This window comes from Runella defluvii, from assembly GCF_014195535.1.
GTDB classification, from domain to species: domain Bacteria; phylum Bacteroidota; class Bacteroidia; order Cytophagales; family Spirosomataceae; genus Runella; species Runella defluvii.
On record NZ_JACIBY010000009.1, the window covers coordinates 95380 to 118319 of the forward strand.

Genomic DNA, 22940 nt, shown 5'->3' on the forward strand with positions numbered 1-22940 from the left:
TGTAACATATGTCTCCCGATGGCGCGAGCGTCCCCGCTCGTGACAACTATTACAAGGCTTCCAGCCTTTTTCCATAATTTAGGCTAGAAGCCTAAAAATAGTCAGTACGAGGTAGAACCTTTGATAACGTTTCTTTTATTTTTGCCCTAAAGTTCATTGCCATGATAAAAAAATTAGTCCGTTTCGATTGGGCGATGAAGAAAATACTTCGCCAAAAAGCCAATTTTGATGTGCTTGAAGGGTTTCTATCAGAGCTGCTTGGTGAAGATGTGAAAATCAAACAGGTCTTGGACAGTGAAAGCAATAAGGAAACCGTGGACGATAAGTTTAATAGGGTAGGTATTCTCGTAGAAAACGAGAAAGGCGAGCTTGTTATCATCGAAGTCCCGATGGCGCGAGCGGGGACGCTCGCGCTATCACGCGCTATTGTGCTTCACCATTAAATCGCATCCGTTTTTTGCTTTTCTGGTCATTGAGACTCTAAACCTATCAACCATGACTTTCTTTCAACGATGGGCGGTGGCGGCCTTGGTTTTTGCCAGCCCCCAACTTCTAGCGCAGTCGAGCTACCCTACCCTTGGCAAAATCGTCCGCAACGACCCTCGGCTCGATGCGTTGGTCGCCCCTGAAGCCAAAATCGAAGTACTTGCTTCTGGCTTCATCTGGGCAGAAGGCCCCGTGTGGGTTAAGTCCCAAAACTGTTTGCTGTTTTCGGACGTGCCCGCTAACACCATCTTCAAATGGAGCGCCAAAGAAGGACTTACTCCCTTTTTGAAACCTTCGGGCTTTACGGGGGCAGGCACCTATGGCGATGAACCTGGCAGCAACGGCCTCACCCTCGACCAACAAGGTCGCCTCATCATAGCCGAACACGGCGACCGTCGGATTTCGGCCATGCCGTTGTCCAATGCAGGCAAACGAACCATTGCTGATAATTTTCAAGGAAAACGTTTCAACAGTCCCAACGACGTGGTGCAGCATTCGAGCGGAGCTTATTATTTTACCGATCCACCTTACGGAATGCCCCTCAAACACAACGACCCTACTCGCGAAATCGACTGGTTTGGGGTATATCGCGTGGGCAACGACGGCAAGGTGAGTTTAATCACCAAAGAAATGACCCGCCCCAACGGCTTGGCTTTCTCGCCCGACGAAAAAACGCTCTACGTTGCTCAGTCGGATCCCGAAAAAGCCATCGTTATGGCCTTTCCTGTGCTTGCTGATGGTTCGGTGGGCGCAGGGAAAGTGCTTTTTGATGCCACGCCGATGGTCAAACAAGGATTAGCAGGGCTACCCGATGGACTCAAAACCGACCAACAAGGCAATCTCTGGTGTACGGGGCCAGGAGGTGTCTTAATCCTCACGCCAACGGGGCAGTTGTTGGGGCGAATCGACACGGGTGAAGCCACCGCCAACTGCGGCTGGGGAGACGACGGCAGCACCTTGTACATCACCGCCGATATGTACCTGTGCCGCATCAAAACCAAGGTAAAAGGAGCGGGTTGGTAAGCCACAAAACTTTAAAAATCGCAATAAAAAAAGAAGGCCAAAAGCCTTCTTTTTTTATTGAATATCTTCTCAAAATTTCTTGTAAATCGCTTAAAACCTACGAACTTTGTAAAGTAATTACTTGTCTATATAGTAAGAAGTAAGCGAGGGAATAATACGTTAAAACCATTAGTTAGATGTCTGAGAGTAGAAAATTTTATGTTTATGGGTTGTTTGTGGTGGTAGGAATAATTTTTCTATTTCGACTATTGTACCTCCAAGTTCTTGACAATACGTACGAAACCGCGAGCAACTCCATCCGCGCCATTCCCGATGTGCCGATGCGGGGACAAGTCTATGACCGCAACGGAAAACTGATTGTTTTCAACACCCTCGTGTATGACTTATACGTGACGCCAAGCAAAGTGAGAGTAGCCGATACGTTGGCGCTTTGCAATTTATTTAAAATAACACGTCCCAAGTTTGATAGCCTAATGCAAGCGGCCAGAACATTTTCTTACCGCAAGCCTTCCCTTTTTCTTCGTCAGCTTTCGAAGCAAGAGTTTGCCCGCATTCAGGATGCTCTGGTGGACTACCCTGGGTTCGACTATCAAAAAAGCTCCATTCGGACCTATTCCGCCCCTACCCTTGCGCACGCATTGGGCTACGTGAGCGAGATTTCAAAAAAACAACTTGATGACCAAGACTACCCTTACTATCGTCAAGGAGACTTGGTAGGGCAAAGTGGATTAGAAAAATTTTATGAAGAGCAACTTCGCGGTCGCCGAGGGGTGCGCTACGTCATGCAAGATGTGAACGGTGTAGCCAAGGGCGCTTGGAAAGATGGAGAAATGGATACCGTGGCCATGGCAGGACAAAACCTCTATACAAGTATCGACTTAGATTTACAGCAGTATGTCGATAGTTTGATGCTACATAAAGCAGGTGCTGTGGTGGCCATTGAGCCTTCCTCTGGCGAAGTGATTGCGATTACTTCTGCACCTAGTTACGACCCTGCGCTGTTTGCAACCCGCGATTTTTCAAAAAACTACACTGCACTTCAAAAAAACCCTTATCGCCCGCTCTATAACCGCGCTGTAATGGGAAGCTACCGCCCTGGTTCTACGTTTAAGACTGTGCAGGCGTTGGTAGCCATGCAAGAGGGCGTCATTGGTCCAGGAAGTGTGTTTAGCCACGCAGGAGCACCCATGAAATGCCACGGTCACGGAGCACTTTCAGGTGTAAACAGCGCCATTCAGTGGTCGTGTAACCCTTACTTTTACCACGTTTTCCGTCGGATGATTTATGCCAATGCCGAGAAAAATGCGTTTAAGGCTTCCTCTATTGGCCTCAAAAAATGGCACGAATACACCGAAAAATTCGGGTTCGGACAAAAACTTGGCGTGGACTTACCCAGCGAAGCCAAAGGGGTACTCCCTAGCGTTGAGTATTATGACAAACGCATTGGCAAAAACCAATGGCGTTTTGGGCAAATTTACTCCCTCAGCATCGGGGAAGGTGAATTGCTCATTACTCCGCTAAAATTGGCCAACTTAGCCGCCACCATTGCCAACCGTGGCTGGTTTAAAGTTCCGCACTTGGTGAAAGGAGTTGGAAAAAACAACAATCCACTTCCCGAGTACAACGAAAAGCACGAAACGGGGGTTGCCCGTTATTACTATGAACCCGTCGTGAATGGCATGGAAATGGCCGTCGTCCGTGGTACAGTGGCGCGTGGGGCAATGATTCCAGGCATTCAGATGTGCGGTAAGACAGGAACTTCACAGAACAAAAAAGGAAAAGACCACTCCATTTTTATTGCATTTGCGCCCAAAGACAACCCCAAAATTGCGATTGCCGTATTTGTTGAAAACGCAGGGTTTGGAGGGTTTGCAGCCGCTCCTGTGGCTTCTTTGGCCATCGAACGCTACCTCAATGGGCACGTTCAACGGAAAGCCTACGAACAAGAATGGAAAAACAAAAACTTCCTTCAAAACGTAATTCTTCCCCGTTCGCAACAACCAAAACCCAAAAATGTTGCTCCCACGCCCCTCAAACCAGAGGCCACGATTGTCCACCAAACAGCTCCCAAAAGCACAGCGGTACCTGCGCCTTAGGCTGCTCTGGATTCTCCCAATTGGTTATTTTTTATTGACTTTTTGAAACGACATTATGGCTCGTAACGAACAAAATATTATTCAGAATTTGGATTGGCTGTCGGTCTTGATTTACGCAGCTTGTGTTTCAATGGGTTTGTTCAACGTCTATGCCTCCGTGTATGACCCTGAAGAACAAACCAAGCTTTTTGACCTTTCCAACAACGCAGGGCGCCAATTTATGTTTATTGGTACGTCAGCGCTTATTGTCATTGCGATTTTGGTCATCGACCACAAATTTTGGGAGGTCTTCGCACCTTTCATTTATGGCGCCTGTATTTTGCTTCTTTTGGTCGTATTGGTCGTAGCAACCGACATCAAAGGCTCCAAATCATGGATTAAATTTGGCTCATTTTCGCTCCAACCCGCCGAATTTGCCAAAACAGGAACGGCACTACTTCTGTCCCAATTCATCACCCAACCCCACATTAACCTATCGCGTTGGAAAGACATTGCTTGGACGGCAGGCATCATTTTATTGCCAATGGTGCTCATTGTGGCCTCCAAAGAGGTGGGATGTGCCCTCGTGTTTGTCTCGTTCCTGATTGTACTTTACCGTGAAGGACTGCCTGGCATTTACCCTTCCATTGTCTTGGTTGCCATTGTGCTGTTCATTTTGTCGCTGTTTTTCTCCCCTTTATACATTTCTCTCGGGTTGACGTTGTTTGGATTTTTGGTCTATTACTTCATCATTCCTCGGTACGACCGCACTAAAAAAACGGCCATCAACCTCGTCGTCATTTTTGGATTAATGATGTTTTTTACGACCAGTGTGGAATTTTTGGTCAACAACGTCCTCCAAACCCACCACCGCAACCGTATCAAAGTATTGGTCGATCCAAAACTAGACCCTACTGGTATCGGTTGGAACGTAACACAATCCAAGATTGCCATCGGTTCAGGACGGCTTTGGGGAAAAGGGTTCTTAGATGGAACACAAACCAAATTTAACTTTGTCCCCGAACAACACTCCGATTTTATCTTTTGTACCATCGGCGAAGAACACGGTTTTATCGGCAGCGCAGCCGTAGTTTTATTACTGCTTGGGCTCATGTGTCGGGTCGTATTTTTGGCCGAACGACAGCGAACGCGCTTCGCAAGGGCTTATGGCTATTGCGTGGCAGGCATTTTGTTTTTCCACTTTTTGGTCAATATTGGCATGACAATCGGACTCATGGTCGTCATCGGAATCCCGCTGCCGTTTTTTAGCTACGGGGGTTCTTCGATGTGGTCCTTTACGATTCTGTTGTTTATTTTTCTTAAATTAGACGCGCAGCGACCTTATACGCTGTCGCGAACCTAATTTCCTCCATAGATATGGCCTTTATTGCCAACAAAAAAAAACCGTTTAAAATCAATAAAGAGCTACGCAGCTACCTCGAAAGCTACAACCGAGAGGTAGCATTGCCTATTGATTACAGCTATTTATTACGATACGAAAACGCCATTCCGCTTTACGACAAAAAAGGAACTGATACGCTTTGGGAGACGGTTTTTTATTCGTACAGCGAGATTGATGAAATTTACGATGCCCTCAAAACCATTTACGCCGACCTTCGTGCCGACGGTGATTTGTCGGTAATGAAGCACTTGTACGTGGACCGCGTGGACGTTTGTTCGTACGGTAATTCTCGTCCTTTTCGGGTGCGGATTGTCAATAAAGTGAACGATAACTTCGATTATTTTTACATCAAAAATGCCGATTCGTCGCGGATTTATGGCCTTGAATTAGAGCACATTCTTTCGCCTAACCGAATCAGTTACATGACCAGCGGCGACACACTGGTCGAAGAACACATTGCGGGGATTCCTGGAGATATGTTTATCAAAAACTACCTCAACGAGCCCAACCTCAACGCCATTCGTTTTTGTAAAGAGTTTGTCAAATTCAACGAACGCTGCTTCGTAAGGCTATTGGGCGATATGCACTCCAGTAATTTTGTGGTGGACATTACCCCCGACTTTGAAGAAATTTACTACCGTATCCGATCGATTGATTTTGACCAACAGTCGTACGAGGGTAAAAAAGCGGTGTATTTGCCCCAATATTTTAAGCAAAACAATGCCATCATTGAGTTGGGAATGAAGTGCCTGACCAACGAAAGTGTGCTCCAATACCAGCGAGAAGAGCGTTCGCTGATTGCGGGGAGGATTCGGGTGGAGCGTTCGCGGATTCAGGATTTGATGAACGTGATGATGGAAGACCAAATCTGCCTTCCTGATAACTTAAACCAGTTAAAAAAAGAACTCGCCCAACACTATCGAAACAACAGCTTTTTGCAGTGTCGAAGCATGGGCGAGGTCGTGATGAAGAGCTTAGAGCTGGTTTTGGCACATTAGGCAAGGGGCAAATTTGCAAAGAGCAAATTTGCCCCTTGCTTACTTGCCCCTTGCTTACTTGCCTTTTGCCAACTTGCCTTTTGAAACCCTTCCCTACTGCTGTCCAAAAACTTTTTTCAACAATTCGGTAGCACGGGCAACGGGGTCTTTACGGATTTTGCGTTCTTCTTGGGCAATTAGTACATACAAACCATCGACGGCTTTTTGGGTAGCGTACTGTTTCAAATCAGGATTGATTTTTTGCACCAAAGGAATTTTATTATACGCATTAATCAAATCGGCGTAGTACTTGGTAGTATTGTTGAGCTTCAAGGTACTGTCAACCACGGGATAAAACTGTTTATACAAATCAGCGTTCGTAGTACGTTTCAAATAACTTGTAGCGGCGGTCGAATCTCCCTTCAAAATCCCCAAAGCATCCTGAATACTCATCGACGTGATAGCCTTCACAAAAATAGGTTTAGATTTTTTGGCAGCGTCCTCAGCCGCGCGGTTAAGCGACAACAAAAACTTATCGACTTCATTTCCTAAGCCAGCTTTACGTAGCGTAGTTTCAACTTTCTGAATATCAGAAGGAAATGGAATCCTTATGAGGGTGTTTTTGTAATAACCATCCACCGCCGAAGCTTGTGCCGAACCGTTTGAAATCCCTACTGTAAGGGCCTCTTTAAGTCCTTGGACAATTTCGTCGTTGGTCAGGCTGGTACCTCCCTTGGTTACGTCGGTGATGGCCGTTTCGGCTTTTTTTAACAAATCCCCAAACGTACTTTTTTTCTTTGGCTGATCTTGGGCATACACACTCGTTCCGAGTACAAAAGCCACACAAACACTAACAATAGATTTCATGGACAAAAAATGTGGGTTTTAATTGGTCTAACCTTTGGACAATAATGTTTATAGGTAGTAACATCATTGCTCCGTTTATATTTTCAAACCTAAAGCATTGGTACAACGTTCATACCAAAAGAGAATTTTGTCTAACTTTGAAAAAAAATTAGAATACATGGTCAGAGCAGAAGTAATCACGATTGGCGACGAAATATTGTTTGGACAAATCACGGACACCAACACCCAATGGATAGGCACCGAACTTACCAATATTGGCATACGCCCCATCCGAAAGTCATCGGTGGGTGATACCGAGGCCGCTATTTTGGAGGTATTGGCCGAAGCCGAAGCCAGGGCAGATGTCATTCTAATTACGGGAGGTTTGGGGCCTACCAAAGACGACATTACCAAAACAACGATGTGCAAATACTTTGATACGGAGCTAGTTATCAATGAGCATGCGCTGGAAATCATCACGTCGTTTTTTGTAAAACGGGGCCGCCCCATGACGGAGCTCAATCGGCAACAAGCGGCGTTACCCAAAGCTTGCACCTACATTGCCAATTATTGGGGAACGGCGCCAGGCATGTGGTTTGAGCGTAATGGCAAGGTTTTTATTTCCATGCCAGGGGTTCCGTTTGAGATGAAAAACCTCATGACCAACGCCATTTTACCCAAGCTCAAGGAGTTTTTTGAAACACCCGTCATTCAGCATAAAATGATACGGACGGTGGGGATTGGTGAATCGTTTTTGGCCGAACGCATCGAAGCATGGGAAGACGCTTTGCCTCCACACATCCGTTTGGCTTACTTGCCAAGTTTCGGCCAAGTAAAGTTGCGCCTCACGGCTACAGGTACCGATGCCGAGCAACTCAAAGCTGAAAATCAAGCACAAGTGGACAAAGTACTTCCGTTGATTCAAGAATTCGTTTTTGGGTTTGACGACGATGAAATGGAAACGGTCGTTGGGCGTTTATTAAAGGAACGCGGTGAAACGGTTGCCACTGCCGAGAGTTGCACGGGAGGATATGTATCTCACTTACTTACTAAAATCCCTGGGTCTTCTCATTATTTTGTGGGAGGAATCGTGAGTTATAGTAACGAAGTTAAAATAAACCAATTGGGCGTAAAGCCAGAAACGCTGGCCGAGTTTGGTGCAGTAAGCGAGGCCACTGTTATTGAAATGTCGGAAGGAGTTCGTCAGCGGTTGGGAACAACCTACGGCATAGCCGCAAGTGGCATTGCGGGGCCTAATGGTGGCTCGGAAGAAAAACCCGTTGGCACAATCTGGATTGCGTGCGCTGGGCCTTCAGGCACCGTAACCCAAAAATTACAACTTGGCAAATTCCGTGAGCAGAACATCCAATACACGGGAATTTACCTTTTGAATGTACTTAGAAAACAGATTTTGGCGAATCGATAAACATCAACAAAAATGGCAATAGTAGAAATGGTGATGCCTCGCATGGGTGAGAGTGTCATGGAATGTACCGTCATTGGCATCTTAAAAAAAGTAGGCGACCGCGTCGAAGCCGACGATTCGGTGATGGAGGTGGCTACTGATAAAGTCGATACGGAAGTTCCTACTCCTTACGGTGGCGTCATTGCAGAAATTTTAGTAAAAGAGGGCGATGTCGTTCCCGTCGGAAATGCCATTATTCGGATTGAAACCAATGGTTCGGTGGCTGTTCCCGTGGCCGAGGAGTCGAAGGAAGTACAAACCCTTGAAAAAGAAATCGAAACGGTTACGCAATCGTTGGTAGCCAATCTCCAGCCTTCCTCTCCAACGCATACAACCAGCGAGGCAGTTGGTACTCGATTTTATTCTCCTTTGGTCCAAACCATCGCTAAAATGGAAGGTGTGTCCCTCCAAGAACTCGAAAAAATCGCAGGCACTGGAGCTGAAAATCGCGTTACCAAAAAGGATATTTTGGACTACCTGGCGAGTCGTAGTTCTAAGTCCATAGTCGATAGTCAACAGTCCATGGTTGATAGTCAACAGGCAAACCCGAAACAGGAAACAGCAAACCCAAAACACGAAACTTCGAAAGGAATTGAAGTGGTGCCGATGGACCGAATGCGGAAGTTGATTGCGGAGCGAATGGTGGAATCGAAGCGTATTTCCCCGCACGTTTCGTCGTTTGTGGAAACCGACATGACCAATATCGTACTTTGGAGGAATCAAATCAAGGATGAATTTAAACGCCAAACGGGCGAAGGATTGACCTTTACCCCACTTTTGATTGAAGCGGTTGTAAAAGCCATCAAAGATTTTCCGTTGATCAATATTTCGGTAGAAGGCGATAGTATCCTCAAAAAGAGAGACATCAACGTCGGGATGGCCGTTGCTTTGCCAAGCGGCAACCTCATTGTTCCCGTTATTCACAACGCCGACCAATACAGTTTGATTGGGCTTGCCAAAAAAGTCAACGACTTGGCCAACCGTGCTCGTCAAAACAAATTGACTGCCGACGACCTTGCAGGAGGCACTTATACGGTTTCAAACATTGGCACGTTTGGAAACATCATGGGAACGCCCATCATTCTCCAACCCCAAGTAGCCATCATGGCGTTTGGAGCCATTCAGAAACGCCCCGTGGTCATCGAAACTCCCCAAGGCGATGTAATCGGTATTCGTAGCATGATGTACATTTCTCACTCGTACGACCACCGCGTGGTAGATGGTGCGTTGGGAGGAATGTTTGTCAAACGCGTAAGCGACTACCTTTCGGAATTTGACTTGAATCGGAAATTGTTCTAAGCGTTTTACGCCAACTTCTTTTCCTAAATTGCGTCAGAGACGCTAGACCGTTTTCGCCCCGACATATTGTCGGGGCGAGCCGTTTAAGATCGTTGAAAATTAGGATTTAACCAACCCATCGGCACATCCGCCACAATGCTCCCGTCGGGGTCAAGCACTCTCCCCTCTGCCCTACCTTCAATTTTAAATCCTATTTTTTTATACAGTTCAATGGCCGTTGGGTTACTCTCGCGGGCATGAAGCTCCACCCGTAGTATGTCTTTTCTTTCCGTTTGAACGTATTTCAACAAAGCCGTAAACAACCTCTTTCCCACGCCTTTGCCTTGGTAGTCAGGATGTACACAAATGGTTGTATCGCCAAATAAGTGCGTAAAACACTCAATTCCCAATGAATAGGTATGGACTTCGGCTACAATCTCACCTGCTTCTTCGGCCACCATTGAGCAACCATTCGCCAAGCTTTTACTCAAAAAATTATAAATATAGCTTTCTAAAATCTCGTGTTCTTTGCGGGCAATTCCTCCCGAGCGCCGCGCGACAGTTTTGTACAATTGCTGGATTCGGCTCAAATCCTCTAGCGTTGATTTTCTAATCTCCATCCTATTAAACAACTTTATTAAGTAGCAGAGCAAAAATTTCAGGCCATTTGTTATCAATATAATTCGTTGATTATGAACGAATAACAAATAACGGTTAACACCCTTAAAAACGGTTAACACCCTTAAAACTGGTCAAATGATAAATGCCCCACTGCTTCGTGCGCAATTTCGCGAATGTGTGGCAGCACGGGGTTGGTGTCTTCAGAGCGCCAAATTAAGTATAATTGGGTAAGATTTGGTAATTTAATGAAGCGTACCCCCAACGCCGACGAACCCTGACGATACGAAATAGGAAGCACCGACAAACCGAGTTTCTTCTCCACCAACCGCAAAATCGTAGCGCCATAATTGGAATGATAGACTACTTTTGGTCGAAAACCACCTTGTTCAAACACATTGTTCAGCAACTTTCCATAGTTGACATCCATTTCGATTTTGGGCAAAATAAAGCCCGATTCCAAACACTGCTCAATGCCCGTAAACGTATGTTCATTGAGCCAATAATCGGTAGGAACAACCAAGGCAAAATGTTCTTCAAACAATAATTGTGTCGTAAACTGCGCATCTGTAGAAATTTCACGGGTAAAGCCCACGTCAATTTCGTGGCTCGACAAAGCTGCAATAAGCTCTACCTCAGCAATTTCTGTAAGTTGTACCTTCACATCGGGAAATCGTTGGTACATCATCGACAACACTTCGGGAAGAATAGAATAAAGTGCCGAACCAGGGTGTCCCATTCGTATCGTACCAATCGAACCACCGTGAATTCGTTGGGTTTGCTCAATGATATTCCTCAACTGAAGCTGCATTCGACTGATTTCATCTCGAAAATAGCTTCCCGCTGGTGTCAATTTTACGTTACGCTTGTCACGCTCAAACAAAACAACCCCCAACTCCTCTTCCAATTGCTGAATATGACGGCTGAGTGCAGGCTGAACAATAAATAGTTTCTCGGCAGCCCGCGAAAAATGCAACTCCTCTGCAACCCCCAAAAAATAATTCAGTTGACGGAAATCCATTTTATAAAAAGAAAACACTTATACGTTTTCAGCATAAATCTATCAAAAAATAACATTTCTAATTATTAAAACCACGTATTTAATTTGCACCATTACTTTAAAACTCACCACCACCTATACTGCCATGATACAAATTTTGGAGTACCAATCCGTCTATGAAGAACCAATTATTGACTTAATTTTAGACATTCAACAGCTTGAATTTAAAGTCCCCATCACCCTCGAAGACCAACCCGATTTGTTGATTATCCCTGAGTTTTATTGCAAAAATGCGGGTAATTTTTGGGTAGCAACTACCCTTGATGGTACGTTGGTAGGCACAATTGCCCTCATCGACATTGGCAACAACATGGGCGCTATCCGTAAAATGTTCGTTCACCATGATTTTCGTGGAAAAGCATTTGGGGTGGCGTCTCGATTACTTTCTACGCTTACAAAGCACTGTGAATTACACCACATCGACCGATTATATTTGGGGACTAACCCACGCCTCCAAGCAGCAATGCGCTTTTACGAAAAAAATGGTTTTGCTCAAGTACCCGTTGAAGAATTACCCATTGAGTTTCCACGTATGGCCGTTGACAGTGTCTTTTACCAGAAAACGCTTCATTGATGTCTGTTTCAATCCAACCAGCAACCTTCCACGATGCACAAGCATTGCGAGATTTAAGCGAGCAAACGTTTATTGATACCTACGCCGTTTATAACACGCCCGAAAACATGGAAAAGCACATTTCCACGAAGTTTACCCTGAAACAAATTCAGGCTGAACTCGAAGACACTTCCGTTCAATACTTACTTCTGAAAAAAGCAGAACAACTCATTGGCTTCACCAAATTGGTTAAAAACCATGCTCCGAAAGAACTATCGTCTGAAAACGCCATTGAAATAGAACGATTTTACGTGGACAAAGCCTTTCACGGGCAAAATTTGGGAAAGCACTTAATGAATGAAAGTCTGGATTGGTGCAAAAATTCGGGCTTTAAAACCGTTTGGCTAGGTGTTTGGGAAGAAAACACCCGCGCGTTACAGTTTTACACCAAAATGGGTTTTGAGAAAGTAGGCGAGCACGTTTTTGTACTTGGCACCGAAGTGCAGAATGATTATGTAATGGCTAAGAGCATATAATAAACATCTCACTTGACATCTAATTTGCAACCTTTTATTTCTGCTTTAAACCTATTTCCCCCATCAGCCATAAAACCTGGTAATAGCTCAATGGATTGAGTTGCGGAATAAAGTGTATTACTTTTATCAACCTTTACTTCCGATCTAATTGTATTCTTTGAATACCAATCTTGAGAAATTCGTGAGTTAGGCCCATTTGACAAATAAGGGTTATCGAAGCATCGCTTTACTAAAACACTGCCCAAGCCTATTCCGTAGCCACATGTACTTTCAATATTTTTTATAATATATTTTAAATCAGCACCAAAATATGACTCTTGAATCATACTCTGCTGATAAGCGTTCAACGAAGTTTCATAAAAAGAATTATCACTGCTATTTTCGCTGTTTATATTACCTATCCATTTTGGATTAAAAGAGTTCAAAGTAGAAATATAAAACGGCACAGTATTCATTTGTTCTGAAACCCAAACTGTATCTTTTTCATCTTTACTTGTTAATTTTACTATATATTTTTTTCCAAAATAACCATAAGGGGGATTTACTACAGATGCGTAATCAGAACTATCTTCTGCTGCTTCAAAATATACTGACACTTGGTTTTCATAAGGCATGTCTGGTATCACAACTGTACAGCCCTGAAAGGATTTACTCACAATTTTTGCTTCATATTTCAAAGATTCAGGTATTGACCCCGAGAAACCGATAGAAGTGGGCTTAAAATAAATTTTATAATTATCAAATTTACCTCCTTTTCCGTCAATCAAAAACGCTATGCTTAATAAATTACCTTGACATCTAAAGATTTCACTATTCAACACAGGTCAAATTCGATTTTTTTTTACAAAAACACGAAGAGTGTCATTTATTTCTTGAATACCACAAGCATTTTTTAATTCTTTTAATATATACAAAGTATCAGTTTTTGGCTTAAAAAAAATCTCTATTTTCGAGTTAGTGCTGGCAGTTTCAGAAAGATTTTCGTACCAAGTGTCATTAACTTTTAATCCAAATGTCTGATAGGGGGAATTTGAAGAAATAAATACAGATTTTAATTCATCTCCTTTTAATATATCTACAGATTTATTTATCGGAAGTTCATGTAAATTCGAAGAAATAAAATAATTATTTCTTTCTATTTCTTGACCATTAATTATAAATATGTTTGATACTTTTGATTCAATAGAATTATTTTGACTATTTGCTGCTGAAGTCAAAAGTACTAAACTTGTTCGCCCTCTTGGAATAGAATCAGGAATTTGTATTGGTATTGGGCTTTTAAATCCTTTTCCTACCTCCACAGCAATATCTTTATTGTCCTTGATTGAATAATATGTAAGTTTAGCTATTATTACTTCATTTTGTTCAAACGAGCCAGTAGTTACAAATGAGACACCATATATTTTTTTAGTACAGACTTGCCTAGGAAAATCTGTAACTTGGATAGTATTAGTTATTTTTTTAACTTCAATTGTAAACTCTAATTTTGGAGTAGGAACTAATACACCGCAGCTATTTTCAATAGACTGAATCGTATATGTTTTTGTTTTTAAGGCAAAGATTGGCAGAAAGATTGTCCTAAATTCACCTGATTCATCGAACGAAACACTAAATGTAGTATCCCCATCAGAAAAACTCAATTTACCTTTAGTAGAACCCTCAAACTCTACAACAGTATTCGTGTAAAAACTTGGAGTCTCAATTATACTATTTTGAGGTATTGACCTAACAATAGGCCGAGTCGTTACTTTCAATTGTTCATCATACAAGGCACTTCTCGCCTCAGGGTTTGAGGATTTAATATAAAAACTAAAGAACTTAATAGTAGGTCGAAAAACACTATCATTGGGCAGAATAAACTCCAAAGTTCCATCTTCATTTTGTTTTACTGGAATATCAATATTCTTTATATTACTTCCTATAATTTTCAATTCAACAGTAAAAAAATTATCAAAGTTAAATACCTTATCTGTTTGTATTCTAAATTTGACCTTTTCACTTCCACAATATTTCTTATTTAATACATCTTTTATAATAAAGTCATTTTTAACTTTAATTTCTTTTTCCCCCGTTACTGTAAAGTTTTTAGTAAAACCACATGCTTGAGTAATAACAGATTCAATTTTATAATATTGATTTTCTGTCGGTTTTATTTCTATCCCTGAGGTTGAACCATAAAAATCATTTGAAAAATTTACTAATTCCAAACCATTTGTAAATTTCACCGAATGAGTTGGATTATCACTATTAGAAGTTATATTTTTTAAATAAATATTCAATAGTGCTTTGTAGTCAATTGTATATTTTTCCATTTCATACGAAAAATAGTCTAATTCAATTCTTGGAGGTTCCACTATGTTAATTTCGGTAAAATTAGAAGCAACATCTGGGCTATCACACCTTACTCTTAAATAATATTTACCAAATGTATAAACCGTATCAATATTAAAGGTAAACCTTTTCAAATCAACATTTTTCAATTTATGACTCTTGAACGCCTTTTTATTCTCATCATACATTTCCACATAAAATTTATCAGGGTCAATTATTCCTCCATCATAGTCTATTTCAATTTGAATATTTTTAATATCACATATTTTTTTGGGATAAACATCTACTACTTTTATATTAAAATTATTTACTTTCAATGTAAATTCAGAAGGTGGTATTACTTTACCTAACCCACACGAGTTTGATATACTTTCCAGCTTATATTTCGTAGTTTTTTTGGGCAATAGATTAATAATATTATCCTGAAAAAGCACAAAAGTGCTATCACTCCACATTCCCTTCTCGAATGTATCCATCGTTCCGCGAAATATTTTAACAGGAATATTGGCAACAGAATTTTTCATCACATAATAACTAGGTATTTTCACATTAGAATTAATAATTTCTACTGGAGTCCCCATTTCTATTACTGACAACATCTTCATATTAAAATACGAAGAATTACTAATCACCTTGGGATTCGTTGATTCAATTGTTGCTAAAAATGAAAAATTGTATTGAATTTTTTCAGTAGCAAAAAATTCTGGAAGTTTAAACAACAAAGGTGAGGTGCTGTTTAAAGAAGTCACATAAATCGTTGTATCAACCTGAGCAAAATTTGATTTAAGCTTTAGAACAAAGATATTTGTTTTATCCCAACTTCCGCTAAGAACAACTGGGATTTTTAAAGTATCCCTTGAACATGTTGTTGGCAATGCCGTTTCAGCAATTGTGATTGACTGTGCATTTAAAACAGCATTAACAGCCATAAAAATCAGGAATAATAATATAAATTTGAGCTTCATTGGAAATACTTTAGATACAAATGGCTTTCAAATTAGATTTCACTAAAATAACTATATATTTATAACTTAACAAATGAGTCAAGGAAATTAAAATTTTGTTATTTTATAAAGAGAAGCAGAAATGGCACATTTGTACATCACTCAAATATCTTTGACAAATGCGCCTGTTTCCCATTTGACGTAGTTGAGAGTTCTAAAGGCCACCACGTTGCAAAAATGTGAAGAGAATTTAAGCCCCAATTATTTCACCAAAACCTTATACTCTTTCTCAAACACCGTTATCGACAACGGATAGCTGCTGTCTAGTTTGTTGTAAGTAGCCGATTCTTGATTGAGGCGGTGTTTGGTCACTTTGGCGCGGAGTGTCAACGATTGAGAGCTTTTCAATGTCTGTTTCAACACAAAAGAGCGTTCTTCGCCAGGATTTAGGTTGTTGTCTGAAAGTTTTTTAGCAGCAGGCCACCACTCCCATTTCTCTCCGATTCGGTCGTATTTTGAAGCAATAACCTTGTTTTCAGCATTTACGAGTTCCAACAAAATCGAGTAATAACGTTCGGGGTCACCCGTTGGAAGGCGGTGCCCTGCAAATTCATTTTTCAACGTCAATCGGTAATCAAGTTCCTCGCCGACCTTGTAAGTAGTAGCCAATTTTGAAGTCGTAAACGACAACCCCTTCAGCCCCTTGGTTTTAGCGCCTTTTTCTTTCGGTATGCCCGACCCTGCAAAGTAGTGTAAATGGCTTAGCCGCTTGCCATAGCCTGTTACAATTTCTCTTTCTACGGGCTCCATGTGACAGCTAATGCACGTCTTTTGACCGTAAAAAGGCCCTTTTTTCCATTCATCGCCTGTCTCAAAGGTACAAACGAGCGTTGGCGTTACGACAGCACTGGCATTGTGGCACGAAATACAGAGCTTTTCTGATAAAAATTCGGGGTCTTTTTTAGTGGCGTGCGGGGCTTTGGCCGTCCCTGTTGTACCAATCACAACGTTGTCGCGCACGTGGCAACTCGCGCAATTGATTCCCTCCTGCTGAAGTTCGCGGTCAAAATGTGGATTTTTTTGTTTTACAGGCTGATAAATATCTCCGTCGAGCAACCCAGAAACAACGTATTCTTGTTGATTTTGAAGCGGAATGTGGCAGTTGATGCACAAATATGGGCTAGATTCTTTCTTTAACTCCGCCTGAAACTGCTTGTCTGTCCACGCGTGAGAGTGCGTTGAATGCTGCCATTCTTCGTAATGTGCCTGATGGCAAGCTCCGCACTGTTTGGCGCTCAAAGAAGCCAATCCCTTTGGAACTTGCTGATGTGGCACCGCCTTTTCCCAGCTTTTAGTGAGCGGTACTACTTTTTTTTCAGTGGCTTTCAGATAGACTTGATACGCCACAATTCCCACAAAAACAGCAAGAGAAAGGTAAAACAGTTTTTTTGAGGACACTATTTTAAGTTTTTACGACGGTTACGTTGGAAATCTTCAAGCACAAAACCTCCCAAGCCTTTGAGGTTGCTGTAATACGCACGGCCGTTGTTGACCCGCGTAAATTCCTGTACAAATTGCTTCAAATAAGGATCTGACGCAATCATAAAGGTTGTAATCGGAATCTCCAATCGACGGCATTGCGCGGCCAACGTAAGCGTTTTGCTAACAATCTTGCGGTCGAGGCCAAAGCTATTTTTATAATACTTTATTCCTTCCTTCAAACAAGTCGGTTTTCCGTCGGTAATCATGAATATCTGCTTGTTTTTGGTCTTGCGACGACGCAACAAATCCATCGCCAATTCAAGCCCCGCAACCGTATTGGTATGGTAAGGCCCTACTTCCAAATACGGCAAGTCTTTGATTTGAATTTGCCAGGCGTCGTTTCCAAAAACGATGATATCGAGCATGTCTTTGGGATACTTGGTCTTTATGAGTTCGGCCATGGCCAACGCCACTTTCTTGGCGGGCGTGATACGGTCTTCCCCGTACAAAATCATGGAGTGACTAATATCAATCATCAGCACCGTAGCCGTGCTGGTTTTTTGCTCTTTATCAACGACCTCTAAGTCGTTTTCTAACAAATAGAAATCTTCGGCTCCGTGGTTGATTTGCGCATTTTTGATGGATTCCGTCATCGAAATTTGTTCCAACGAATCCCCAAATTGAAAATTACGAACATCGCTACTCAGTTCGTCTCCCACGCCCGTGTAAGGTGTACGGTGATTGCCCCCCGACTTAGAACGTTTGAGCTTTCCAAAAATCTCTTCAAGGGCACTTTTACGAATACTCCGCTCGCTTTTGGGCGTCATCATTACTTGCCCCTCTTCGTTTTCTTCGGTAATGTAGCCTTTACGTTTCAAATCGTCGAAAAAATCACCAATTCCGTATTGGTCATCCGTCAGTTTGTATTGACGGTCCAACTGATTCATCCACGACATCGCCTGCGACACATCGCCCGAAGTCATCAAAAGCAATTGTTGAAAGATATTCAACAACTCCTCAAACTTGTTTTTACCTGATTGCTCAGACGGTTTAAATTCAGAAAAGCGATGCCCTATCATTGAATTGATTTTTAAAGGTTATCGGTAAAAGCTTAGATTCCTTTTTGAATTCTAACAAATAAAAGGTCGTAGAAGTTTAATTTAGGCCAAATCATCTTTTCATTAAAAAGCCTCTCGTTTTTACTCGAGAGGCTTTTTAAGAAAGATAACTTATCAATGTTCTACATCTCTAAATTCAAAATAGCTCCAAGGATTTTAGAACTTACCGATTGCTCTTCCAATTGTAGAATCTTTATAAATTCTATCAATTCTGAACCGTTAAAAATAGCAACGCCATTTAATCCTCTTGGAATAGAAGGAGCATAGTCGAAAACTTTATTTACGACAGCATTATTAACATCAGAAAATACTGCTACTGGTTTAATAATGATACCCTCACTTTTTTTAAGTGCATCTACTACCCCATTTTGCCAAGTTGAATTCTTATAAGAACCTATCATTAGTAGTGTATAGCCATTTAAATTTGCTAACACATTCTCAGCTTCACCTTCCGTCCGAGGAATTATAAAGCCATTCATTTCAAGGAATCTACTTTGCTCTTTAACAAGTTCTTGATTATTCATAGGTACAATTAATGGCAAAAGGGTTGATTATTTTCAATTTTGATTTTAGAAATTGCGAATCTAGGTCAATACATCATTAAGCTTTTTCGCCGCAGAACTCTTCAAAAGCCGTAATGAGGTGTTCGCCAATCATTTGGGCATTACGTCCTTCGATGTGGTGGCGCTCAATAAAGTGCACCAATTCATCGTCTTTGAAAATCGCAATCGCTGGCGATGATGGAGGATATGGCAAGCAATACTCACGCATTTTGGCCGTTGCATCTTGGTCAGCACCCGCAAACACGGTTACCAAGTTATCAGGTTTCACGTCGCTGTAATGCAACGCTCCCAACACGCCTGGACGGGCTGCACCTGCTGCACAACCACACACCGAGTTTACAACGACCAAGGTCGTTCCTTTGGTATTGGCCATAAATTGATCCACTGCTTCAGCCGTTTCGAGGCTAGTAAAACCGTTATCGGTCAATTGAGCCCGCATAGGAGCTACTAAATGTGGAGGATACATAATCTGTTTACAGTTTTTAAGTTGACAGTTTTAAATATAGTATTCGCCTTTGGATTACATAAACCCAAGTTCGAGTCTGGCTTCGTCGCTCATCATATCTTGAGAGTACGGCGGATCCCAAGTCAGCTCAACGCTAACATCGTTGATTCCCTCAATTTCGCGAATTTTTTGTTCTACCTCAACAGGAATTGTTCCTGCCGAAGGGCACGATGGCGACGTGAGGGTCATTTCAACATACACATTGTTGACAGGGAATATTTTTAGGTCATAAATCAAGCCAAGTTCCCACACGTCCACGGGGATTTCGGGGTCATATACTTGCTTGATGGCTTTGACGACTTCTTCTTTCAGTTCTGCTTCAGACATAATACGTAAGTGTTAAGCAATAAGTTGTTTTTGGGCAAAGTCTTTCATACGTACAATCATTGAAGCCAACCCACCTGCGCGGCGCGAAGTGATGATGGTACTCATGCCAATTTTATCAATGAAGTACAAATCTGCATTGGCTACGTCCTCTGGTTTTTCGCCCGAAAGGATTTTAATCAGCAAACTCACCAATCCTTTACTAATTTGGGCAGTAGGTTCGCTATCGGCTTCAAAATACACCCGGTCGCCACGCATTTCGGTATGTAACCACACCCGCGACTGGCAACCTTTGATGAGGTTATCATCGGTTTTATATTCCTCCGCAATCGGAGACAGCTTTTTTCCCAAGTCAATGATATACTGGGTTTTTTCCAATTGGTCATCGAAGAGGTCAAAATCTTCGATAAGAGCGTCCTGTTTTTCGTTAATTGTCATTTATTTTTAACGAGCCATGCACTCGTTATTTTTGTTTAGCTCAACATTTTTTTAACTCTCTCTAACCCCACTACTAATTTATCAATTTCTTCTTTTGTATTATAAACGGCAAAAGAAGCGCGGGAAGTTCCGACAATTCCAAGACGTTTCATCAACGGCTGTGTGCAGTGGTGCCCCGTCCGAACGGCAATGCCTTGTTGGTCCAAAATGACGCCAATATCTTGCGGGTGAATGCCTTCCATTACAAACGACAATACACTTACTTTCTCCTTAGCCGTACCCACAATTCGCAAGCCTTCAATGCTTTGCAAGGCATCGGTTCCATATACCAAAAGCTCATGTTCATAATCAGCAATGGCCTGTTTTCCAAGCGCTTCTACGTACTCAACGGCCATTTTTGTCGCTACAACATCGGCAATGTTAGGCGTTCCTGCTTCAAATTTGTAGGGCAAATCGTTGTACGTCGTCTTTTCAAACGTTACTTCTTTTATCATTTCTCCACCACCACGATACGGCGGCATGGCGTTCAATATGTCTGTTTTGCCGTACAACACCCCCATTCCCGTAGGGCCGTACAATTTATGCAACGAAAACACGTAAAAATCGCAATCCAACGCCTGAACGTCAATGTCAATGTGTGACGTAGCTTGTGCGCCATCAATCAGCACTTTTGCTCCTACTTCGTGCGCTTTTTTGATGATTTCAGCCACGGGATTAATGGTTCCCAACGCGTTTGAAACGTGCACAACCGACACCAATTTGGTTCGCTCTGAAAGCATTTTTTCAAACTCATCCATGAGCAATTCGCCTGCATCATTGATGGGAATGACCCGAAGTACGCAGCCTTTTTCTTCACAAAGCATCTGCCAAGGCACGATGTTGGAGTGGTGTTCAAGGGTGCTTATGATGATTTCATCCCCTTCTTTTAAAAAAGTACGGCCATACGATTGAGCCACTAGGTTGATTCCGTCGGTCGTTCCGTAGGTAAAAATGATTTCTTCTACGCGGGATGCGTTAAGAAAGGTTTGGATTTTATGGCGCGAAGCCTCGAAAGCAGAGGTTGCTTTTTCGGCTAAAAAGTGAATACCACGGTGAATATTGGCGTTGTAATGCCCGTAATAATTGGCCAATGCCTCAAGAACAGGAAGGGGTTTTTGGGTAGTGGCGGCGTTGTCAAAGTAAACCAATGATTTACCATGAACTACCTCATTGAGAATGGGAAAGTCTTGGCGTATTTTTTGAATATCTAGCATAAACACAGATAAGTGAGTTCCAAGTCAAAAATCAACCTACAATTGAGTATTCGGTTTGATTTATTGCTAATAGTTTTTGACTTTTGGTTAAGACAACAAAATAAAACAGAATTCAGTTTGGACATTTTCTAAATAAACTCAACTTCCCTATGAAAAAGCTCACCCTTAATGACTATGAAAGTGCCGTTGCGCCGATTTTAACGGATTTAAAAGCCCATTTTGAGAACAAAGAATTTGTGGTTTCGGATGTGATAGATGATGAATCCCATCAATACGTCAATCTCGTGCAAGAAGGTGGTGGCGTACTCGGAGTGGCGTTGGTAGGCTACACCTATGTGCTCGAAAAAATGGGCATTCGTTTTCTGAAACTGGCTGGGACTAGCGCAGGAGCCATTAATACCATGCTGTTGGCCAGTATCGGATACCGCAACGAAGAGAAATCGACTGAAGCCCTTAAAATTTTGTCCAGCACCAACCTTTTCGACTTTGTGGATGCCTTTTGGGTGGTAAAGCGCATAATCGCTTGGGCTATGAAGTATAAGCCCAAGTTGACAATCAAAGCGTTGTTTTCGGCGATTGGTCTTAGCCTAATTCTTGCCGTCGTATGTAGTATTTTTTACTGGATTTACCGAGACGCCCCCTCTACGCCTGCCCTCGTTAGCATTTTATATGCCATTAGTGGGGTGTTACTTATTTGTTCGGCCGTGATTGTGAGCTACGTTTATTATTTGTATTACCGTTTCAAACGCAGCCGATTTGGCATAAGCAAGGGCAATGCTTTTTTAAAATGGATGCAAGGCATTTTAGAAAACAATGGTATTTCTTCCTTGAAAGATTTTCGTGAAAAAATTGAAAAAACGGCGACCCACATTCAACTCCGCCCAACGCGCGAAGACCACCTCAAAGTGACTGACCTCAATCAACCCAAACTAGAGGATTCTATTACCATCATTGCCTGCGACATTACAAAACAAGTGAAAGTGGAGTTTCCCAAAATGTGGCGATTGTACTGGGACGACGAAGCCCAAGTTCAGCCCTCTGCTTTTGTACGTTCTTCGATGTCGGTTCCAATTTTTTTTGAGGCATTCCAAATCAATAATATTCCCAAAAACAGCGTAAAAGAAGCTTGGAAAGAATTCTTTTTGGTAGAAAACCTCAGTGATATTCCTAGTGGTGTGCAATTTGTTGACGGCGGGATTGTCTCCAATTTCCCCATCAACGTTTTTTTCAACCCCAACCTTAAAACCCCTCGTTTGCCTACGTTTGGTATTAAGCTCGACGACGATGCCACTACCATTCATGAATACGAGACATTTGGCAGTTTTATCATGGGTATGTTTAACACCGTTAGGTTTAATTACGACCGTGAATTTTTGCTAAAAAACCGAGATTTTGAGAAAACCATTGGCCGAATTGACGTTCGAGGGTTTAATTGGCTCAATTTTAACATTTCGGACGAAGAAAAGTGCCAACTTTTTGTAAAAGGAGCGCAAACTGCCGCCGACTTTTTGAAAAAATTTGACTGGGAAGCCTACAAAAAAGGAAGAGAGCAAATGTACCATGACTTACACGCTGCATGAATTCATACTGCATTTTACCCGACCGCCAAATAAGGTGCACCATTCCTGTAGAAAGTCATTGTATTAAGTTTGGGGATTCTTTA

At 42.2% G+C, this 22940-nt stretch carries 22 protein-coding genes; 10 read left to right on the forward strand and 12 right to left on the reverse strand.

Translation table 11 applies throughout. The features are described from left to right. Positions 1-161 precede the first annotated feature (161 nt). From FHS57_RS19940 to FHS57_RS19960, 5 genes are all read left to right on the forward strand, one after another. On the forward strand, positions 162-443 hold the full coding sequence (locus FHS57_RS19940) for a PD-(D/E)XK nuclease family transposase (protein WP_221225679.1): 282 nt from the start codon (positions 162-164) through the stop codon (positions 441-443). Between the two features lie 52 nt (positions 444-495). Beyond that, positions 496-1509, forward strand: a complete 1014-nt coding sequence (locus tag FHS57_RS19945; RefSeq protein WP_183976788.1) for an SMP-30/gluconolactonase/LRE family protein — start codon at positions 496-498, stop codon at positions 1507-1509. A 176-nt stretch (positions 1510-1685) separates the two neighbouring features. After that, a complete protein-coding gene (gene mrdA, locus FHS57_RS19950; protein ID WP_183976790.1) occupies positions 1686-3605 on the forward strand; it encodes a penicillin-binding protein 2 in 1920 nt (639 codons plus the stop codon). Positions 3606-3660: 55 nt separating this feature from the next. After that, on the forward strand, positions 3661-4947 hold the full coding sequence (gene rodA / locus FHS57_RS19955) for a rod shape-determining protein RodA (protein WP_183976792.1): 1287 nt from the start codon (positions 3661-3663) through the stop codon (positions 4945-4947). Between the two features lie 14 nt (positions 4948-4961). Further along, entirely contained in the window at positions 4962-5984 is a 1023-nt protein-coding gene (locus FHS57_RS19960) for a hypothetical protein (protein WP_183976794.1), read from the forward strand. A gap of 93 nt (positions 5985-6077) precedes the next feature. Here FHS57_RS19960 and FHS57_RS19965 read toward each other — a convergent pair whose 3' ends face one another. Further along, positions 6078-6830: a DUF4197 domain-containing protein gene (locus FHS57_RS19965; protein WP_183976795.1), complete on the reverse strand. Its 753-nt coding sequence runs from the start codon at positions 6828-6830 to the stop codon at positions 6078-6080. Positions 6831-6987: 157 nt separating this feature from the next. On the opposite strand from FHS57_RS19965, the gene FHS57_RS19970 reads away from it, so the two are divergent. Together FHS57_RS19970 and FHS57_RS19975 are read left to right on the forward strand one after the other, a co-directional pair. Then, positions 6988-8235: a competence/damage-inducible protein A gene (locus FHS57_RS19970; protein ID WP_183976796.1), complete on the forward strand. Its 1248-nt coding sequence runs from the start codon at positions 6988-6990 to the stop codon at positions 8233-8235. Positions 8236-8247: 12 nt separating this feature from the next. After that, on the forward strand, positions 8248-9573 hold the full coding sequence (locus FHS57_RS19975) for a dihydrolipoamide acetyltransferase family protein (protein ID WP_183976797.1): 1326 nt from the start codon (positions 8248-8250) through the stop codon (positions 9571-9573). A gap of 83 nt (positions 9574-9656) precedes the next feature. Here the strand turns inward: FHS57_RS19975 and FHS57_RS19980 are convergent, their stop codons facing one another. Beyond that, on the reverse strand, positions 9657-10172 hold the full coding sequence (locus FHS57_RS19980) for a GNAT family N-acetyltransferase (protein WP_183976798.1): 516 nt from the start codon (positions 10170-10172) through the stop codon (positions 9657-9659). Between the two features lie 122 nt (positions 10173-10294). Beyond that, the gene (locus tag FHS57_RS19985; RefSeq protein WP_183976799.1) at positions 10295-11191 is read right to left on the reverse strand and encodes a LysR family transcriptional regulator; all 897 of its coding nucleotides are present in this window, start codon (positions 11189-11191) and stop codon (positions 10295-10297) included. 124 nt (positions 11192-11315) lie between these two features. Between FHS57_RS19985 and FHS57_RS19990 the strand changes: the two genes are divergently transcribed. Next, complete coding sequence (locus tag FHS57_RS19990) at positions 11316-11804, forward strand: GNAT family N-acetyltransferase (protein ID WP_183976800.1); 489 nt, start codon at positions 11316-11318, stop codon at positions 11802-11804. After that, positions 11804-12319 carry a GNAT family N-acetyltransferase gene (locus FHS57_RS19995; RefSeq protein ID WP_183976801.1) on the forward strand — a complete coding sequence of 172 codons (516 nt, stop codon included), beginning with the start codon at positions 11804-11806 and terminating at the stop codon, positions 12317-12319. The genes FHS57_RS19990 and FHS57_RS19995 overlap by 1 nt, the downstream gene beginning before the upstream one ends. An 8-nt stretch (positions 12320-12327) precedes the next feature. Here the strand turns inward: FHS57_RS19995 and FHS57_RS20000 are convergent, their stop codons facing one another. The 9 genes from FHS57_RS20000 to FHS57_RS20040 all read right to left on the reverse strand — a co-directional run bounded on the left by FHS57_RS20000 (position 12328) and on the right by FHS57_RS20040 (position 21277). Next, positions 12328-13086 (reverse strand): 3-coathanger stack domain-containing protein, encoded by a 759-nt coding sequence (locus tag FHS57_RS20000; protein WP_183976802.1) that lies wholly within the window; start codon positions 13084-13086, stop codon positions 12328-12330. Positions 13087-13143: 57 nt separating this feature from the next. Further along, complete coding sequence (locus FHS57_RS20005; RefSeq protein WP_183976804.1) at positions 13144-15615, reverse strand: hypothetical protein; 2472 nt, start codon at positions 15613-15615, stop codon at positions 13144-13146. Positions 15616-15855: 240 nt separating this feature from the next. After that, positions 15856-17052, reverse strand: a complete 1197-nt coding sequence (locus FHS57_RS20010) for a multiheme c-type cytochrome (protein ID WP_183976806.1) — start codon at positions 17050-17052, stop codon at positions 15856-15858. Further along, complete coding sequence (locus FHS57_RS20015; protein ID WP_183976808.1) at positions 17052-18155, reverse strand: vWA domain-containing protein; 1104 nt, start codon at positions 18153-18155, stop codon at positions 17052-17054. The genes FHS57_RS20010 and FHS57_RS20015 overlap by 1 nt, the downstream gene beginning before the upstream one ends. A 161-nt stretch (positions 18156-18316) precedes the next feature. Next, positions 18317-18718 carry a BrxA/BrxB family bacilliredoxin gene (locus tag FHS57_RS20020; protein WP_183976810.1) on the reverse strand — a complete coding sequence of 134 codons (402 nt, stop codon included), beginning with the start codon at positions 18716-18718 and terminating at the stop codon, positions 18317-18319. Between the two features lie 76 nt (positions 18719-18794). After that, positions 18795-19223 (reverse strand): BrxA/BrxB family bacilliredoxin, encoded by a 429-nt coding sequence (locus FHS57_RS20025; RefSeq protein WP_183976812.1) that lies wholly within the window; start codon positions 19221-19223, stop codon positions 18795-18797. Positions 19224-19277: 54 nt separating this feature from the next. After that, on the reverse strand, positions 19278-19589 hold the full coding sequence (locus FHS57_RS20030; RefSeq protein ID WP_183976814.1) for an SUF system Fe-S cluster assembly protein: 312 nt from the start codon (positions 19587-19589) through the stop codon (positions 19278-19280). A gap of 12 nt (positions 19590-19601) precedes the next feature. After that, the gene (locus tag FHS57_RS20035) at positions 19602-20024 is read right to left on the reverse strand and encodes a SufE family protein (RefSeq protein WP_122930228.1); all 423 of its coding nucleotides are present in this window, start codon (positions 20022-20024) and stop codon (positions 19602-19604) included. 35 nt (positions 20025-20059) lie between these two features. Continuing rightward, positions 20060-21277, reverse strand: coding sequence for a cysteine desulfurase (locus FHS57_RS20040; RefSeq protein WP_183976816.1), 1218 nt, complete (start codon positions 21275-21277; stop codon positions 20060-20062). Between the two features lie 149 nt (positions 21278-21426). On the opposite strand from FHS57_RS20040, the gene FHS57_RS20045 reads away from it, so the two are divergent. Beyond that, positions 21427-22857 carry a patatin-like phospholipase family protein gene (locus FHS57_RS20045; protein WP_183976818.1) on the forward strand — a complete coding sequence of 477 codons (1431 nt, stop codon included), beginning with the start codon at positions 21427-21429 and terminating at the stop codon, positions 22855-22857. Positions 22858-22940: the final 83 nt, after the last annotated feature.